We start from the raw sequence: 16280 nt of genomic DNA on the forward strand, positions 1-16280 counted from the left end.
ATGGGGCGCATCGCAGGTGATTGCTGTGTTTCACGCGCGGGACAGGCGAGCCATGACTGAACACACCTTCACTGACCCCGAACGCGCCGCCGTTTACCGCGCCATCGCCGAGCGTCGCGACATGCGTCACTTCTGCGGGGGCACCGTCGCGCCGGAGTTGCTGGCCCGTCTGCTCGAAGCCGCCCACCACGCGCCGAGCGTCGGTTTGATGCAGCCGTGGCGTTTCCTGCGCATCACCGATCCGGCCTTGCGCACGCAGATTCAGGCGCAGGTGGAGGAGGAACGCATTCGCACCGCCGAAGCCTTGGGCGAGCGGTCCGACGATTTCATGAAGCTGAAGGTCGAGGGCATCAGCGACTGCGCCGAGGTATTGGTCGCTGCGTTGATGGACGACCGCGACAAACACATCTTCGGCCGCCGGACCCTGCCGGAAATGGACATGGCGTCGTTGTCTTGCGCGATCCAGAACCTCTGGCTGGCGGCCCGTGCCGAGGGCCTGGGCATGGGCTGGGTGTCGCTGTTCGATCCCCAGGCCCTGGCGGATCTGCTGAAGATGCCAACCGGTTCAAAACCCCTGGCGATCCTGTGCCTCGGCCCGGTCAAGGAATTTTACCCGGCGCCGATGCTGGTGCTGGAGGGCTGGGCGCAGCCGCGCGCGTTGCAAGAGTTGGTCTACGAGAACACATGGGGAGTGATTGCATGAGTGTGGCGTTATTGAGCGTCGCCGGGGTCGCGCTGGACGCGTTGCTCGGCGAGCCAAAACGGAACCACCCGCTGGTGGCGTTCGGCCGTTTTGCCGAGCGCATCGAACAGCGCCTGAATGCTGCCGGCCGGGGCTGGCGCAGCCATGGCGTGACGGCGTGGTTCATCGCCGTGATTCCGCTGACCCTGATCGCCACGTTGCTCAGCTGGCTGCCGTTCGTTGGCTGGCTGGTGGAAGTGCTGGCGCTGTACTGCGCGTTGGGTCTGCGCAGTCTGGGCGAGCACGTCGAGCCGGTCGCCCAGGCGCTGCGCAGCGACGATCTGCCCGAAGCGCGTCGGCGCGTCGGCTATCTGGTCAGTCGCCAGACCGCCGAGCTGGACAGCACCGAAGTGGCCCGTGCGGCCACCGAATCGGTGCTGGAAAACGGCAGCGACGCGGTGTTCGCGGCGATCTTCTGGTTCGTCGTGCTGGGCGCGCCGGGCGTTGTGCTCTATCGCCTGAGCAACACCCTCGACGCCATGTGGGGCTATCGCAACGAGCGCTTCGAACGCTTCGGCTGGGCGGCGGCGAAAATCGACGACCTGCTCAACTACATTCCGGCACGCTTGGTGGCATTAACCTACGCGCTGCTGGGCAACACCCGACTGGCCCTGCGCTGCTGGCGCACCCAGGCCCCGAAGTGGGACAGCCCCAACGCAGGCCCGGTGATGGCCGCCGGCGCCGGTGCGCTGGGCGTCGAGCTGGGTGGCCCGGCGATTTATCACGGCGAGCTGCATGAGCGCGCGACCCTGGGCGAAGGCGTGCCGGCGGACGCCGACTCCATCGATCGAGGCTGGCAACTGGTGCAGCGCGGCGTGTGGCTGTGGTTGCTGATTTTGTGTCTGGGGACAGAATTCTATGCTTGAACACGGCGGCCGATTGCGTGGCGCAGTCCTGAAATACGGCATTGATGAGGCGGACTGGCTGGACCTGTCCAGCGGGATCTCGCCGTGGTCATGGCCAATCCCGGCGATCCCGGAAGCGGCCTGGGCGCGCCTGCCGGAAACCGATGACGGTCTGGAAGCCGCCGCCCGCCGCTATTACGGCGTCACGGACGTGTTGCCGGTGGCCGGTTCCCAAGCGGCGATTCAGGCGCTGCCGCGTCTGCGTCAGGCGGGCAAGGTCGGTGTGCTGTCGCCGTCCTACGCCGAGCACGCCGAGGCCTGGCGCAACACCGGTTTTCTGGTGCGCGAGGTGCTGGAGCACGAAGTGGAGCGGTTCATCGACACCCTTGACGTGCTCGTCGTGGTCAACCCGAACAACCCCACCGGCCTGAGCCTCACGCCCGAACGCCTGCTGGAATGGCACACGCGGCTGGCCCAGCGTGGTGGTTGGCTGGTGGTCGACGAAGCGTTCATGGACAACACGCCGGAGTTGAGCCTAGCGGCTTACACCCAGCGTTCGGGGCTCATCGTATTGCGCTCGTTCGGCAAGTTCTTCGGGCTGGCCGGTGTGCGCCTGGGTTTTGTGCTGGCGGAGCCGCGCTTTCTCAAAGTCATGGCGCGGCAGATCGGACCTTGGTCCGTCAGCGGGCCAACCCGCATCATCGGTCAGGCCTGTCTCAACGACGTGGCCGGGCATCAACGCCAGCGCCAGCGCACCGAGCAGGCCAGTCAGCGTCTGGTTGATGTGCTCAGCCGCCACGGCTTCGCGCCCAAGGGCGGCTGCGCGCTGTTTCAGTGGCTGATCACGCCGCTGGCGGAAGAACTGTATGAGTTCTGCGCACACCGGGGCATCCTTCTGCGCATCTTCAACAACAGCAGCCTGCGTTTCGGCCTGCCCCGCGAGGACGCCGACTGGCAGCGTCTGGAACAGGCACTGAGTGAGTTCTCCCGGGAGCGCCCATGAACATCGGCAAAACCCTGATGGTGCAGGGCACCACGTCCGACGCCGGCAAAAGCACGCTGGTGACGGCGCTGTGCCGCTGGCTGACCCGACAGGGCGTGCGCACCGTGCCGTTCAAACCGCAGAACATGGCGCTCAACAGTGCAGTGACCGCGGACGGCGGCGAGATCGGCCGCGCCCAGGCCGTGCAAGCCCAGGCCTGCGGCCTCGAACCCCATACCGACATGAACCCGGTGCTGCTCAAACCCAACAGCGACACGGGCGCGCAAGTGATCATTCACGGGCGCGCCGTCACCACCATGAACGCCGTCGCCTACCACGACTACAAAGCCATCGCGATGCAGGCCGTACTCGCTTCCCATCGCCGCCTCAGCGAAGGCTGGCCGGTGGTCATGGTCGAAGGCGCCGGGTCGCCGGCCGAGATCAACCTGCGCGCCGGCGACATCGCCAACATGGGCTTTGCCGAAGCGGTGGATTGCCCGGTGCTGCTGGTGGCGGACATCAATCGCGGCGGGGTGTTTGCCCATCTGGTCGGCACGCTGGAATTGCTGTCGCCCAGCGAACAGGCGCGGGTCAGAGGTTTCATCATCAATCGTTTTCGCGGCGACATCGCGCTGCTTCAGCCCGGCCTCGACTGGCTCGAACAGCGCACCGGCAAACCGGTGGTGGGCGTGCTGCCCTACGTGATGGACCTGCATCTGGAGGCTGAAGACGGTCTTGATCAGCGCCAGACCGACAAGGCCGAGCAGGTGCTCAATGTCATCGTGCCGGTCCTGCCGCGCATCAGTAATCACACCGACTTCGACCCGCTGCGCCTGCACCCCCAGGTCAATCTGCAGTTCGTCGGCCCTGGGCAGGCGATTCCCGGCGCTGACCTGATAATCCTGCCCGGCTCGAAGAGTGTGCGCAGCGATCTCGCTTATCTGCGCGCCAATGGCTGGGACACCGCTATCCGCCGCCACCTGCGATACGGCGGCAAAGTGCTGGGCATCTGCGGTGGCCTGCAAATGCTGGGCGAAGAGTTGCACGACCCGCACGGACTGGAAGGCGCGGCGGGTTCAAGCCCGGGCCTGGGGCTGTTGGCCCTGAGCACGGTGCTGGAAGAAGAGAAACAGCTGCGCAATGTCAGCGGTCGTTTGAGCCTCGAAGACGCCGACGTCAGCGGCTACGAGATTCATGCGGGCGTGACCACCGGCGCGGCGCTGGAGCGTCCGTTGGTCCAGCTGGCCGACGGTCGTTGCGATGGCGCGTGCAGTCCTGACGGCCAAGTGCTCGGCACGTACCTGCACGGGCTGTTCGAGAATCCTGCGTCGAGCAGCGCGTTGCTGCGATGGGCCGGGCTGCAGAATGTGCAATCGGTGGATTACCACGCCCTGCGCGAGCGCGACATCGAGCGCCTGGCCGATCTGGTGGAAACCCACCTGGACGGCAAATTACTGCGTGAACTCTGCGGCCTGGAGCAACCCTGATGCTGCAATTGATCCTCGGCGGCGCACGATCCGGCAAAAGTCGGCTGGCTGAAAAGCTCGCCAGCGACAGCGGCCTCGACGTCATCTACATCGCCACCAGCCAGCCTCTGGACGGCGAAATGAACCAGCGCGTCGCCGTGCACCGCGAGCGTCGTCCGGCGGAGTGGGGGCTGGTCGAAGAACCTGTCGAACTGGCGCGCGTTCTGCGGGAAAACGCCGGGGAGGGGCGCTGCCTGTTGGTGGATTGCCTGACCCTGTGGCTGACCAATCTGCTGATGCTGGACGATCCGCAGCGGCTGGTTCACGAGCGCGAAGCCTTGCTCGATGGTCTGGCGGAACTGCCGGGCGAAATCATTTTTGTCAGCAACGAAACCGGGCTGGGCGTCGTGCCCCTCGGTGAGCTGACCCGTCGTTATGTCGATGAAGCCGGCTGGCTGCATCAGGCGCTGGCCGAACGTTGCCAGCGCGTTGTGTTCACTGTCGCCGGACTGCCCATGATCCTGAAAGGACCCGCACTATGAGTAACGCCTGGTGGCTCGCGCCTGCCCGAGAAGTCGATCACGCCAGCCGCGAAGAAGCGTTGGCCCGTCAGCAGCAACTGACCAAACCGACCGGTTCTTTGGGGCGGCTGGAAGAGGTGGCGGTGCAACTTGCCGGCCTGCAGGGTCGCCTGAAACCGGAGGTCGATGAGGTCTGGATCGCGATTTTTGCCGGCGATCACGGCGTGGTCGCTGAAGGGGTTTCGGCCTACCCCCAGGAAGTCACCGGGCAGATGCTGCACAACTTCATCATGGGCGGCGCGGCCATCAGCGTGTTGGCGCGGCAGCTGTCGGCGCAGCTGGACGTAGTCGATCTGGGCACCGTTGCCCCATTGGACTTGCCGGGCGTGCGGCACCTCAACCTCGGCCCGGGCACCGCGAATTTTGCCCAGGGCCCGGCGATGACTGAGGCGCAACTTCACGCTGCGCTCGATGGCGGTCGCGACAGCGTGCTGCGCGCCAAGGCCGCAGGCGCCGAGTTGTTTATCGGCGGCGAAATGGGCATCGGCAACACCACCGTCGCCAGTGCGCTGGCGTGCGCGTTGCTCGATTGCGCCGCCGCCTCGCTGGCCGGCCCCGGCACCGGCCTGGATGCCGAAGGCGTGAGCCACAAGGCGCAAGTGATCGAACGTGCCCTGCGGCTGCATGCCGCTTCTGTCGGTGACGCGCTGTCCAGTCTGCGCGCCCTTGGTGGTTTTGAAGTCGCGGCGCTGGTCGGCGCCTACCTGGCCTGCGCGCAGGAGGGCATCGCGGTGCTGGTCGATGGTTTTATCTGTTCCGTGGCGGCGCTGGTGGCGGTGCGCATTAATCCGTCGTGCCGGGAGTGGTTGTTCTTCGGACATCGCGGTGCCGAGCCGGGCCATCGCCTGGTGCTGGACGCGCTGCAGGCCGAGCCGTTGCTGGACCTGGAATTGCGTCTTGGCGAAGGCAGTGGCGCGGCGCTGGCGGTGCCATTGTTGCGTCTGGCCTGCGAGCTGCATAAAGGCATGGCGACCTTCGCCGAAGCCGCCGTGGCAGATCGCCCGGCATGACGCTGCGTCTGGATTTGCTGCGCCACGGTGAAACCGAATTCGGCGGCGGCCTGCGCGGCAGCATCGACGACGCGCTGACCGACATCGGCTGGCAGCAGATGCGTGCGGCGGTGGCTGATCGTGGGCCTTGGGACCGGATCGTCAGCTCGCCACTGCAACGCTGCGCCCGTTTCGCCGACGAGCTGGCCGGGCGGCTGGGCTTGCCCGTGGAATTGGAAGCCGGTCTTCAGGAATTGCATTTCGGTGACTGGGAAGGCCAGAGCCCTGCGCAATTGATGGAAACCGATGCTGCCGCGTTGGGACGTTTCTGGGAAGATCCGTACGGATTTACGCCGCCCAATGGCGAGCCGGTTCAGTTATTTGCCACCCGCGTGCTGACCGCTGTTGAGCGGTTGCAGCGGGCGTATGACGGACAGCGCATTCTGCTGATCAGCCATGGCGGGGTGATGCGTTTGCTGCTGGCCCGCGCCCGCGGTCTGCCCCGCGAACAATTGCTGCAGGTCACCGTGGCCCACGGTGGTATGTTCGGTCTCGCCGTTCAGGCCGACGGTGAGTTGACGGAGGTTTAAATGCTGCCGTTCTGGATCGCCTTGCAGTTCCTCAGCAGCCTGCCGATTCGCCTGCCGGGCATGCCGACGCCCCAGGAGTCGGGGCGCTCGCTGCTGTTTTACCCGCTGGTGGGGTTGTTGTTCGGCGTTCTTTTAATGGTGTTGAATCACCTGCTCGACGGCGCGCCGATGCTGTTGCATGCCGCTTTGCTGCTGGCGGGATGGGTAATGCTCAGCGGTGGGCTGCACCTGGATGGCCTGGCCGACAGCGCCGACGCCTGGCTCGGTGGTTTCGGCGACCGCGAACGCACGCTGCTCATCATGAAGGATCCGCGCAGCGGCCCGATTGCGGTGGTCACGCTGGTGGTGGTGTTGTTGTTGAAATTCACCGCGCTGTTGGCGTTGATTGACGCGCACACGGATGTTGGCCTGCTGCTGGCCCCGGTGATTGGCCGCGCGGCGATGCTGGCGCTGTTTCTGAACACGCCGTATGTGCGCGCCGGCGGGCTGGGCCAGGCGCTGGCCGATCACCTGCCGCGCAAGACGGGCGTGCGGGTGCTGGCGGCGGTGGCGGTGGTCTGCGTGCTCATCGGTGGCGGCGCGGCGGCGTGGGTGCTGGTGGTGACAGCGTGTGGCTTCTTCTGGCTGCGTCGGGTGATGATGCAACGGCTGGGCGGCACCACCGGCGACACCGCTGGCGCGATGCTCGAACTGCTGGAAACCCTGGTGCTGGTGACGTTGGCGCTGATGTGCGATTGATTTGTGGGAGCGCCACCCCGGTCGCTCCCACAGGATCTGCGGTCGGCTGATCATTCTGAGAGGTGTCATGCATAGCGTTGCGCTGGTGGTGTACCCGCAATTCCAGTCCCTTAGCCTGTCGGTCGGGTCCGTGCTGACCTGCGCCAACCTAATGCAGGGCGAGGCGGCGTACTCCTTTCATCTGGTGTCGGAAAGCGGCGGGGCGGTGATGTCGTCCGAAGGCTTTTCGGTCAATACCACGCCATTGCAGGCCGAAGGTTACGACACCATCATCGTCAGCGGTTATATGGACCTGCAATTGCCGACTCCCAGCCTGCTTGAGTTCGTGCGCACTGCGTCGGCTCAATCGCGGCGGGTGGCGTCGCTGTGCACGGGCGGGTTTGTGCTGGCCGAGGCCGGCCTGCTCGACGGCAAGCGCGCCACCATGCACTGGATTCACGCCCCCGAGTTTCGCAAGCGCTACCCCAACGTTCGCGTCGAGGACGACAAACTGTTTACCGTGGACGGCCAGATCTGGACCGGGGCGGGCATGAGCGCCGGCCTTGATCTCGCACTGGCGATGGTCGAGAACGACCTCGGCGCCGACATTGCCCGGCAGGTCGCGCGCAAGCTGGTGATCTATCAACGTCGCGGCAGCGAGCATTCCCAGTTGTCGACGCTGCTGGAACTGGACCCCAAGTCCGACCGCGTGCAGCTGGCGCTGGCCTATGCCCGCGAGAACCTTAAAAGCGATCTCTCCATTGATGCACTTGCCGCCATCGCCCGCTTGAGTCCTCGCCAGTTCAGTCGGGTGTTCCGCGAGGAGACCGGCCAGACCCCGGCGAAAGCCATCGAATGCCTGCGGGTGGAAGTGGCACGGGCGATGATGGAAACCAGTCGGCACCCCATTGAAGTAGTCGCCCGGGAGACCGGTTTCGGCGATCGGGAAAGGATGCGCCAGGCATTTCTGCGCAACTTCGGCGAACCGCCCCAGGCGATCCAGCGGGCGTTCACGGCCACCGACAAAGCCAGCTGATAGCCCGTTTGGTTGGCGCTAGGCATTCATCGCGCGGCGGAGTAGCGTAGCGGCAGCCCCACCTTTCCTGCCCGCTCATGAATGGACGTCGCCATGGCCCTACGCTGGATTCACGCGCCTCTGTTGTTGCTGGCCCTCAGTGGCGCCGCGGCGGCCGCCGATTGCCCGCCACTGCTGCAGGGCGACCTGCCCAAGCTGCGGGCGAAACAGGATATCGACCTGTGCAAACAGTTCGCCGGAAAGCCCATGCTGGTGGTCAACACCGCGAGCTTCTGTGGCTTTGCGCCGCAGTTCAAAGGGCTGGAAGCGCTCAATCAGCGCTTCAAGGGTGAGGGGCTTGAAGTCCTTGGGGTGCCCTCGGACGACTTTCTGCAGGAATCCAAAGACGCTGCCGAGACCGCCAAGGTCTGCTACGTGAACTACGGCGTCACGTTCACCATGACCGAACCCCAGCCGGTGCGTGGCGCCGATGCCATCAACCTGTTCAAGGTCCTCGCCGAGCAAAGCAATCCGCCGCGCTGGAACTTCTATAAATACGTGGTCGACCGCAAAGGCAACGTGGTTGCCAGCTTTTCCAGCAACACCGCGCCGGACGATCCCGAATTGATTTCAGCCATTGAGAAGGCTATCGCTTCGAAGCCGTGAAGGCGCGCTGAGGCAGAGCAGACCGGCCACAACGAAAAACCCCGCAGCCATCACTGGTTGCGGGGTTTTTGGTCTGGCGAACAGGCGATCTGCCTGTCCCGCCCACTGCATCAGAAGCGGTAGGTCATGCCCACGCCGAAACCGTTGGCGCTGTTGTCGTACTTGGCGTTGTAGCTTTGACCCAGAGCGTTCGAGTCGGCAACCTTGACCTTCTCTTCCTGCAGGTAGGAGTAGGCCACATCGATGGTGATGTCGTCGGTCGGGCTGTAACCGGCGCCCAGACTGAAGATCGTGCGATCGCCTGTCGGGATACGCGGCGAGCGGTTCTCGTTGTTGGTCGGCGACTGGTCGAACGACAGACCGGTACGCAACACCCACTGCTTGTTCAACTGATACGACGTACCCACGGCGTAGGCCCAGGTGTCGTGCCAGTTCTGCTCTTCGGTGATGGTACCGACCAGGCTTGGCGCAGCAACGCCACCCGCGCGAGTGACGCCCGAGTTCTTCACGGTGATGTCTTCCAGACGGCTCCAGCGTGTCCAGGTGGCCCCCGCGTAAAGTTTCCAGGCATCGTTCATCTTCTGCGTGACCGAGAAGTCCACGGTTTCAGGCGTGTCGATGTTCAGCTTGGCGTCGTATCGACCCGCGCCCAGTACTTGGGCAGGCACGCCTGCGCCCGGAGTCACTTCAGTGTGGCCTTCGAGGTTGTAGGTCACTTTGGAGTGGTAAGTCAGGCCGACGCTGGTGGTATCGGTGGCTTGCACCAGGATACCGGCGTTGAAACCGTAACCGACGTCATCACCCTTGACCTGCACGCGGCCGTCGCCGGTGCGGGCACCCAGCAGCGGGCTGACATTGAGTGCCGATTCCAGCGCACCGGAAATACGGTTGATGGTCGGACCGAAGCCGATCGACACCTTGTCGTTGAATGCGTAGCTGACGGTCGGCTGGAAGGTTACGACCTTGACGATGCTCTTGCTGCCGAAGTTGCGGCCCTGGAAGTTGTCTTCATAGTCGGTGACCAGGCCGAATGGCGCGTAGACACCGAAGCCGAACGCCCAGTGCTCGTCGACCGGGTTCACGTAGAAGCCCATCGGCACGGCGATGAAAGGAACCATGTCGCCTTTGTTGGAACCGGTGCTGCGGCCGCTGGTGTCGGTGATGTCGGTCGAGGCATCGATTGCGGCGACCCCCACGGTCGCCTGCGCGCGCTTGAGGCGCGACATGCCGGCCGGGTTGCCGTACACGATGCTGGCGTCATCGACGGACGAGGTACGGCCCGCAAAACCGGTCCCCATGCCGCTGATGCTTTGTTCGTTCAGGGCAAAGCCGGAGGCGAAAATCTGAGTAGAGGCAAGAGTGATGGCGAGACTGAGGCTGGATTTGATCATTGTTTTTTTCATTGTTAGAACTCCTGTTGATCACCGCGCGGAAATTACCAATATTTCTGCCAGCGCGCTATAGCCTGGATCAGCCGATTTAGAGCGGTTCTTGTAGGACAATCCTGAAAGTTCGCGGCTTTTTCAGTCAATACCAATCGGTCACGAAATGGCCGGCGAGGGCTGAAACAAGGGGCTGACCCATGTTTGCCAGGCCGAGGTGAAATCCTGCAGTTGGCCGCCGGGCTGAAATATCTCGCGCCACATTTGCGCCATGGCCAACGAATCATCTGCATCAGGCAGCGAAATATGGCTCGCCTCGACCATCAACCACGCGATGGCGGTCGAATAACGCAGGTTGACCGTCAGTTCCAGATCGGGGCCAGTGAGGAACGCGTGCTGGCTCGCCAGCCCCCGAACGAGGCTGGCAAGGTCCGGATCGCGGGCGAGGTATTCGTCCCAGAGCTGGCGGTGCTGAGTGTCCGCAATGCTGTATAGCCCATGGCCGCGCGGGTTATCCAGCTCGGCGCCTAGCGCGGACTGGCTGGCGGCGACCCCCAGCAGCAAGGATTCGGCGGCCTGATTGGCTCGGCCGAGATAGAGAAGCGTCGGGCGGATGACGTAGCGACACAGTTCACTGGCGGCGATTCCCATAACACCCTCGGGGAGTTGATGAGTCGGCGGGCCCTGGCGCTTGGCAGCAGTGATGGAGTGGGCCCACCGGCAGCGACCTGCGCCGCTGACTTGAAGTGTAGTGTGATATTTACGGTGTAAAGGCCTGTTTTACGGTTACTTCCCGGTCGGCATGTACGGCGTGACTGGTATTCATTACTGCATCTGTCGCTTTTTCTGTAAGTAAAACAGATACAAAAAAGCCCCACCGTTATCGGGTGAGGCCTTGTCGATGCAGCGATATTTACCGACGGACGGTATCAGGCAACGGTATCAAGCAACCAGGGCCTGACGCGTACGGTCGATGACAGCCTGCAGCGGAGCATCGGTGGAGTATTGATCCGGGTACAAGCGCTCGCTGTGGCGGGCGATGCCGTGCTCGTTGACGATGGTGAAGCTGAAGCAGCCTTTGCGGGTTGCCATGATCAGGCAGTTCATCGGGGCAAAAGCGTTGGTCAGTGTACGAATAGCGTTTTGAGTCTGGATATGAGTAGTCATGTTATGGGTGTTTCCTGAATCGACACGCAATAAGAGGCGTGCAAAATAAAAACGTTCCAGTAAACGCGGACCGATGCTCGAATGCGAGTCAGTGGCAGGGCGCAGAACCTGTCTGGAACAAAAAGCAGCCAGTTGAGCGCATTTAAATGTGGCGCGGGGCTGACTGGTAGGTACTTAGGAGGGCAGGCAACACAACGCGAGCTAAGGTTCGATGCTCGAGGTGAAGATCCTGATCAATTTGCAGGCTGGTTGATAAGAGCATGAATGATCTTCACACCCCTCCGTTTCGACGGCAGGTCGCGTGAGTTCATGTCTGGAAACCATCGAGGTGATCGATCCCTGTTTTCAATCCGGTCGCTCAGTTGGCGAAGCTGGATTTGGGGATTTGTTCGATCAGAATTGACTTTCAGCTTGGTACTAACGACGGCGATGCTAATGGAGTTACAGGAACAACGCAAGCGCTGACTTGCAATAGGTTAGCTAAGCGGCATAACGCGGGGCAAAAAGACTACAGCATATGGAGCGGGAAGGGTGGCCCCGTGCCTTATTTCCGCGAATTTTGAGCGAATGCCATGACTATGGAAACCGGCTTAGGTGCAGACGAAATTTACTTGTGCACATTGCGAAAGGTATCTGTCATGTCACTGTCACGTCGTCCGCTAACCGCTTGATTTAATGCAACGAATTATTAAGTCAATGAAAACCATCGTTTTTTTACGCTGGTGAAAAAATCGTCAGTTTGAACGCAGGCCCCATTCTACGTGCGTTTGCGAGAGCTTAAGGGGTGTTGTCCACTGAGTTATCCACAGGTTCTGTGGATTGTCCCAAGCGCTGGCTCTACCACGCTGCTTCTGAAGCATTCGCTCGTATTTTTGTCTTGGCCTGGCACTGATTTATCCGGATCGGACGTCGAGCTCGCTTCTGCGCATAATGCTGTCTGCCTGAATGTCGGAGTCTGGATTTTATGGTATTTGAGTTAACCAGCCTGTTGCTGGGATTGGCGGTGGCGGCGGTGCCTTTGCTGGGGCTGGCGTGGCAGTTGCAGCGGCGTCTGGCGCAACGGGAGGCGGACGCCGCGTTGCTCGACGAGCGTTTGAGTAACGCTCAGATGGCGCAGGATGGGCTCAATGCTCAGCTGGATGCCAGCCGCGACGAGATCAGCGATCTCGCCCAGGCTAATGCGGTGAAGCAGGCGGACCTCGCAGCACTGCGCCGGGAAGTGGAGCTGCTGCGCCAGCAGCATGAAGGCGCGCGCGAGGCCCAGGAAGACTGGGGCCGCGAACGGACCGCCAGAGAGGCCGAGCTGCGCCGACTCGACGCCCAGTGCGCATCCCTTGGCGCCGAGCTGCGCGAACAACAGGACAGTCACCAGCAGCGCCTCACCGATCTGCAGGGCTCCCGCGACGAGCTGCGTGCGCAGTTCGCAGAACTGGCCGGCAAGATCTTCGATGAGCGCGAACAGCGCTTCGCCGAGACCAGTCAGCAGCAGCTGGGGCAGTTGCTCAATCCGCTCAAGGAACGCATCCAGTCGTTTGAAAAGCGCGTCGAAGAAAGTTACCAGAACGAAGCCCGCGAACGTTTCTCTCTGAGCAAGGAGCTGGAGCGCTTGCAGCAGCTCAACCTGCGCCTGAGCGACGAAGCGAACAACTTGACCCGTGCGTTGAAGGGCCAGAAGACCCAAGGCAACTGGGGCGAACTGATTCTGGAGCGGGTGCTCGAACATGCCGGTCTTGAAAAGGGCCGCGAGTACCAGACCCAGGTCAGCCTGAAGGGGCCCGACGGCGAGCGCTTCCAGCCTGACGTGTTGATCATGCTGCCTGGCGACAAGCAGGTCGTTGTCGACGCCAAGGTCAGTCTGACGGCCTATCAGCAGTACGTGTCGGCCGACGATGAGGTGATTTCCCAGGCGGCGCTGAAGCAGCACGTGCTGTCCCTGCGCAATCACGTCAAAGGCTTGTCCGGCAAAGACTACAAACGCCTTGAAGGGCTGCACAGTCTCGATTTCGTTTTGCTGTTCGTGCCGATCGAAGCGGCGTTCTCTGCGGCGTTGCAGGCCGAGCCCAACATGTTCCAGGAGGCCTTCGATCGCAACATCGTGATCGTCAGCCCGACCACGCTGCTGGCGACGCTGCGGGTCATCGACAGTCTGTGGAAGCAGGAGCGGCAGAGCCAGAATGCCCGGGAGATCGCCGAGCGGGCAGGGTGGCTCTACGACAAATTCGTACTGTTCATCCAAGACCTGGACGAAGTCGGCAACCGTCTTCAGCAGCTGGACAAAGCTTACGGCGCCGCGCGTAACAAGCTCGTCGAGGGGCGCGGCAATCTGGTCAGCCGCAGCGAACAGCTCAAGCTGCTCGGCGCGCGGGCCAGCAAGAGTCTGCCGGCGGATCTGCTGGAGCGGGCGATGACTGACCCGGATGGACTGGCGCAGTTGCCCGAGTGAATCGGGACTGTTTCTTACGAGGATGCGGCAGCACGCGGGCTGATAAGTTGGAACAAAGCTCGCGGTGATCGTATACACATTTTGCCTCTCCCTTTGCCCGTCTCCTGCCCCATGAAAACGCACCGACATTGGTCACGGTGCACTGCGGGCAGGCGCGGCGTCTGCAATCCCCCGTTTTGAAATCTAAAATTTCGGTGTCTTCGGTTGCTGGAAACCCGCTGTTTTGGCGCCTTGCCAGCGGTTTTGGTCCGCAATGGCACGCATTCTGCCTCTCGCTTCGTATACAACCCACACTCGCTCCCGTACGCAGTGTGCGCACGTGTGATGTCGGGAGCCGGTTCGTCCTTTAAGGGAGAAATGCGATGACCGAGCCATTGCCCAAGGGCTACAGCCCCCGCCTGTACAACGAGGACCTGGGTCCCGTGCCGCAGAAGTGGACCTGGTACAACATTTTTGCGTTCTGGATGAGTGATGTGCACAGCGTGGGCGGCTACGTCTTCGCTGCCAGTCTGTTCGCCCTCGGGCTGGCGAGCTGGCAGGTGCTGATCGCGCTGCTAGTGGGCATCTGCATCATTCAGGTGATTGCGAACCTGCTGGCCAGGCCGAGTCAGCAGGCGGCCGTGCCGTATCCGGTAATCTGCCGTCTGGCCTTCGGTGTGTTCGGTGCGAATATTCCGGCGGTGATTCGTGGCCTGATCGCCGTGGCGTGGTACGGAGTGCAGACGTACCTGGCTTCAAGCGCGCTGATCATTGTAGTGCTGCGCTTTTTCCCACACATATCGGTCTACGCAGAACCGCACTTTGCCGGCTTGTCCTACCTCGGGTGGATGGGCTTCCTGGTGCTTTGGGTGGTACAGGCTGCGGTGTTCTGGACCGGCATGGATTCGATCCGCCGGTTCATCGATTGGGCCGGGCCCGTGGTCTATGCCGTGATGTTCATTCTGGCGGGCTGGATTGTCTGGAAAGCGGGCTGGGCCAACATCAGCTTCACCCTCTCCGAGAAATCCCTGACCGGCTGGGAAGCGTTCTCCCAAGTGATCATGGCCACGGCCCTGGTGGTGTCCTACTTCTCGGGTCCTACGCTCAATTTTGGCGATTTCAGTCGCTACTGCCGGAGCATGTCTGAGGTGCGTCGCGGCAATTTCTGGGGCCTGCCGATCAACTTTCTGGCGTTCTCGCTGGTCACCGTCGTCATTGTTTCGGGAACGCTGCCGGTGTTCGGCGAGATGCTCCATGACCCGATCGCCACCGTGGCCCGCATCGACAACGACGTTGCAGTACTGCTCGGAGCGTTTGCCTTCGTGACCGCCACAATCGGCATCAACATCGTCGCCAACTTCGTGTCACCGGCCTTCGACTTCGCCAACGTCGCCCCCAGCAAGATCAGCTGGCGTGCAGGCGGGATGATCGCGGCAGTGGCGTCGGTCTTCATTACGCCCTGGAACCTGTTCAACAACCCCGCCGTCATCCATTACACGCTGGACGTGCTGGCGGCGTTCATCGGGCCGTTGTTCGGCATCCTGCTGGTGGACTATTACGTCATAAAGAAGCAGCAGATCGACGTCGATGCGCTGTTCAACGATGGGCCGACCGGGCGCTATTGGTACACCGGCGGTGTGAACTACACGGCGGTCAAGGCATTGATCCTGGCAACGGTGGCGGGCATTGCGATCACCTTCGTCCCGGCGTTGCAGCCGATGGCCAACTTCGCATGGTTTACAGGATGTTTCCTTGGCGGCGGGCTGTTCTATCTGTTCGCCAGACGCCGCCAGGCCCATGAATGTGCGGCTTTCACGGCTGTGGGCGCCGGTTGACCGCCTTGCCGTTTGTCGCGTGAAGTCTTCGAATGGGCGATTAGCAGTGTCATAACGTCATGTAGGGCAAAAAATTCCTGCCGCGACACTCGGTAGCAGGCGTAAAGTGCGCCTTAGCACTATGATCTGCTCTAAGCAGTTCGGACATTGGCTGCCGAGTATTTCCCTGAAGGGGGCGTTATATGAACAGCAAATTGCAAGAATGGCTTCACGATGTAGGCGTCGCGCTCGGGTTGATCGAAAAGCCAAAGCTGCAACCCATTCCCGTGCGCAGCAATGATGATGAGCGTCGTCGTCCACGGCGCTAAGCGCTCTTCGCCAGACGCGCTGAAAAGCGGCGCTATCGCCCGATAGCCCGCTCCGTTTCCTCCGACCGTTCGGTCAAACGCCTAGCTCGCCTCCCTATCTTTTCTACATCGATCCCATTTGCGGCTCAGTGATGAGTTCGGCGTTTTTTCTCGTCAACAATCAGCTCGACAAGGCCCTGCAGAGTCAGTTGGTCATTGGCTGAATGTGCTGACATCCCTGCAATATCGGCTTTGATTTGGTTGGGCAGGACGATGCCAAAGTCGCTTTGCAGAATCGAGAAGAACTCTTTGAAGTCTTCTTCATCCAGCTCAAGCGCACTTAGCATCACGTCGTCTTCTTCCTGAATGAGGGTCTTGTCGACCAGGATCTTTCCGATCGTGTCGATCACATGCTGTCTGACTTCGCTCCGCTTCATGGCAGGCCTCTGCTTTGATTTAAGTGGTAATCACCCCAGCATCAAAATACAGAGGGTTGTGGCAGGAATCCCCAAAAGCAACCACCCTGAAAAACCCGCGCTGCGTTGCACAACGCCGACGGTCTCGCATTAAGGCTAGCCCAAGTTCGCGGAAGGG

General features: G+C 62.0%; 17 protein-coding genes. 13 read left to right on the top strand and 4 right to left on the bottom strand.

The window, feature by feature from the left end; translation table 11 throughout:
• Nucleotides 1-52 precede the first annotated feature (52 nt).
• The 10 genes from bluB to IFT47_RS09725 all read left to right on the top strand — a co-directional run bounded on the left by bluB (nucleotide 53) and on the right by IFT47_RS09725 (nucleotide 8593).
• Nucleotides 53-703, top strand: coding sequence for a 5,6-dimethylbenzimidazole synthase (gene bluB, locus IFT47_RS09680; RefSeq protein ID WP_192172852.1), 651 nt, complete (start codon nucleotides 53-55; stop codon nucleotides 701-703).
• Nucleotides 700-1608 (top strand): adenosylcobinamide-phosphate synthase CbiB, encoded by a 909-nt coding sequence (gene cbiB / locus IFT47_RS09685; RefSeq protein WP_192172851.1) that lies wholly within the window; start codon nucleotides 700-702, stop codon nucleotides 1606-1608. The genes bluB and cbiB overlap by 4 nt, the downstream gene beginning before the upstream one ends.
• Complete coding sequence (gene cobD, locus IFT47_RS09690; protein WP_192172850.1) at nucleotides 1601-2590, top strand: threonine-phosphate decarboxylase CobD; 990 nt, start codon at nucleotides 1601-1603, stop codon at nucleotides 2588-2590. The genes cbiB and cobD overlap by 8 nt, the downstream gene beginning before the upstream one ends.
• Entirely contained in the window at nucleotides 2587-4056 is a 1470-nt protein-coding gene (locus tag IFT47_RS09695; protein ID WP_192172849.1) for a cobyric acid synthase, read from the top strand. Before cobD ends, IFT47_RS09695 begins: the two co-directional genes overlap by 4 nt.
• The gene (gene cobU / locus IFT47_RS09700; protein WP_192172848.1) at nucleotides 4056-4577 is read left to right on the top strand and encodes a bifunctional adenosylcobinamide kinase/adenosylcobinamide-phosphate guanylyltransferase; all 522 of its coding nucleotides are present in this window, start codon (nucleotides 4056-4058) and stop codon (nucleotides 4575-4577) included. The genes IFT47_RS09695 and cobU overlap by 1 nt, the downstream gene beginning before the upstream one ends.
• Entirely contained in the window at nucleotides 4574-5626 is a 1053-nt protein-coding gene (gene cobT, locus IFT47_RS09705; protein WP_192172847.1) for a nicotinate-nucleotide--dimethylbenzimidazole phosphoribosyltransferase, read from the top strand. Before cobU ends, cobT begins: the two co-directional genes overlap by 4 nt.
• The gene (cobC, locus tag IFT47_RS09710; RefSeq protein ID WP_192172846.1) at nucleotides 5623-6195 is read left to right on the top strand and encodes an alpha-ribazole phosphatase family protein; all 573 of its coding nucleotides are present in this window, start codon (nucleotides 5623-5625) and stop codon (nucleotides 6193-6195) included. The genes cobT and cobC overlap by 4 nt, the downstream gene beginning before the upstream one ends.
• Complete coding sequence (locus IFT47_RS09715; RefSeq protein WP_192172845.1) at nucleotides 6196-6933, top strand: adenosylcobinamide-GDP ribazoletransferase; 738 nt, start codon at nucleotides 6196-6198, stop codon at nucleotides 6931-6933.
• Between the two features lie 67 nt (nucleotides 6934-7000).
• Nucleotides 7001-7948, top strand: a complete 948-nt coding sequence (locus tag IFT47_RS09720; protein ID WP_192172844.1) for a GlxA family transcriptional regulator — start codon at nucleotides 7001-7003, stop codon at nucleotides 7946-7948.
• A gap of 93 nt (nucleotides 7949-8041) precedes the next feature.
• Nucleotides 8042-8593, top strand: a complete 552-nt coding sequence (locus IFT47_RS09725; protein ID WP_192172843.1) for a glutathione peroxidase — start codon at nucleotides 8042-8044, stop codon at nucleotides 8591-8593.
• Nucleotides 8594-8703: 110 nt separating this feature from the next.
• Here the strand turns inward: IFT47_RS09725 and IFT47_RS09730 are convergent, their stop codons facing one another.
• From IFT47_RS09730 to IFT47_RS09740, 3 genes are all read right to left on the bottom strand, one after another.
• Nucleotides 8704-9996: an OmpP1/FadL family transporter gene (locus tag IFT47_RS09730; protein ID WP_192172842.1), complete on the bottom strand. Its 1293-nt coding sequence runs from the start codon at nucleotides 9994-9996 to the stop codon at nucleotides 8704-8706.
• A 138-nt stretch (nucleotides 9997-10134) separates the two neighbouring features.
• Nucleotides 10135-10626 carry a hypothetical protein gene (locus tag IFT47_RS09735; protein ID WP_192172841.1) on the bottom strand — a complete coding sequence of 164 codons (492 nt, stop codon included), beginning with the start codon at nucleotides 10624-10626 and terminating at the stop codon, nucleotides 10135-10137.
• Between the two features lie 291 nt (nucleotides 10627-10917).
• Nucleotides 10918-11142, bottom strand: a complete 225-nt coding sequence (locus IFT47_RS09740; RefSeq protein WP_122535677.1) for a hypothetical protein — start codon at nucleotides 11140-11142, stop codon at nucleotides 10918-10920.
• Between the two features lie 1078 nt (nucleotides 11143-12220).
• Here IFT47_RS09740 and rmuC point away from each other — a divergent pair.
• The 3 genes from rmuC (at nucleotide 12221) to IFT47_RS27865 (ending at nucleotide 15707) form a co-directional block, all read left to right on the top strand.
• Nucleotides 12221-13585 (top strand): DNA recombination protein RmuC, encoded by a 1365-nt coding sequence (rmuC, locus tag IFT47_RS09745; RefSeq protein ID WP_192172952.1) that lies wholly within the window; start codon nucleotides 12221-12223, stop codon nucleotides 13583-13585.
• 362 nt (nucleotides 13586-13947) lie between these two features.
• Nucleotides 13948-15399 (top strand): NCS1 family nucleobase:cation symporter-1, encoded by a 1452-nt coding sequence (locus IFT47_RS09750; protein ID WP_192172840.1) that lies wholly within the window; start codon nucleotides 13948-13950, stop codon nucleotides 15397-15399.
• A 182-nt stretch (nucleotides 15400-15581) separates the two neighbouring features.
• Nucleotides 15582-15707, top strand: coding sequence for a PA1414 family protein (locus IFT47_RS27865; protein WP_122535674.1), 126 nt, complete (start codon nucleotides 15582-15584; stop codon nucleotides 15705-15707).
• Nucleotides 15708-15832: 125 nt separating this feature from the next.
• Here the strand turns inward: IFT47_RS27865 and IFT47_RS09755 are convergent, their stop codons facing one another.
• Nucleotides 15833-16123: a hypothetical protein gene (locus IFT47_RS09755; protein ID WP_192172839.1), complete on the bottom strand. Its 291-nt coding sequence runs from the start codon at nucleotides 16121-16123 to the stop codon at nucleotides 15833-15835.
• Between the last annotated feature and the right edge of the window lie 157 nt (nucleotides 16124-16280).

This window comes from Pseudomonas sp. CFBP 13711, from assembly GCF_014842265.1.
Lineage (GTDB): Bacteria > Pseudomonadota > Gammaproteobacteria > Pseudomonadales > Pseudomonadaceae > Aquipseudomonas.

What these genes read in the sequence shown, in the direction of transcription:
- bluB (WP_192172852.1), top strand. Translation starts at nt 53, where the DNA reads ATGACTGAACACACCTTCACTGACCCCGAACGCGCCGCCGTTTACCGC.
- cbiB (WP_192172851.1), top strand. Translation starts at nt 700, where the DNA reads ATGAGTGTGGCGTTATTGAGCGTCGCCGGGGTCGCGCTGGACGCGTTG.
- cobD (WP_192172850.1), top strand. Translation starts at nt 1,601, where the DNA reads ATGCTTGAACACGGCGGCCGATTGCGTGGCGCAGTCCTGAAATACGGC.
- IFT47_RS09695 (WP_192172849.1), top strand. Translation starts at nt 2,587, where the DNA reads ATGAACATCGGCAAAACCCTGATGGTGCAGGGCACCACGTCCGACGCC.
- cobU (WP_192172848.1), top strand. Translation starts at nt 4,056, where the DNA reads ATGCTGCAATTGATCCTCGGCGGCGCACGATCCGGCAAAAGTCGGCTG.
- cobT (WP_192172847.1), top strand. Translation starts at nt 4,574, where the DNA reads ATGAGTAACGCCTGGTGGCTCGCGCCTGCCCGAGAAGTCGATCACGCC.
- cobC (WP_192172846.1), top strand. Translation starts at nt 5,623, where the DNA reads ATGACGCTGCGTCTGGATTTGCTGCGCCACGGTGAAACCGAATTCGGC.
- IFT47_RS09715 (WP_192172845.1), top strand. Translation starts at nt 6,196, where the DNA reads ATGCTGCCGTTCTGGATCGCCTTGCAGTTCCTCAGCAGCCTGCCGATT.
- IFT47_RS09720 (WP_192172844.1), top strand. Translation starts at nt 7,001, where the DNA reads ATGCATAGCGTTGCGCTGGTGGTGTACCCGCAATTCCAGTCCCTTAGC.
- IFT47_RS09725 (WP_192172843.1), top strand. Translation starts at nt 8,042, where the DNA reads ATGGCCCTACGCTGGATTCACGCGCCTCTGTTGTTGCTGGCCCTCAGT.
- IFT47_RS09730 (WP_192172842.1), bottom strand. Translation starts at nt 9,996, where the DNA reads ATGAAAAAAACAATGATCAAATCCAGCCTCAGTCTCGCCATCACTCTT.
- IFT47_RS09735 (WP_192172841.1), bottom strand. Translation starts at nt 10,626, where the DNA reads ATGGGAATCGCCGCCAGTGAACTGTGTCGCTACGTCATCCGCCCGACG.
- IFT47_RS09740 (WP_122535677.1), bottom strand. Translation starts at nt 11,142, where the DNA reads ATGACTACTCATATCCAGACTCAAAACGCTATTCGTACACTGACCAAC.
- IFT47_RS09750 (WP_192172840.1), top strand. Translation starts at nt 13,948, where the DNA reads ATGACCGAGCCATTGCCCAAGGGCTACAGCCCCCGCCTGTACAACGAG.
- IFT47_RS27865 (WP_122535674.1), top strand. Translation starts at nt 15,582, where the DNA reads ATGAACAGCAAATTGCAAGAATGGCTTCACGATGTAGGCGTCGCGCTC.
- IFT47_RS09755 (WP_192172839.1), bottom strand. Translation starts at nt 16,123, where the DNA reads ATGAAGCGGAGCGAAGTCAGACAGCATGTGATCGACACGATCGGAAAG.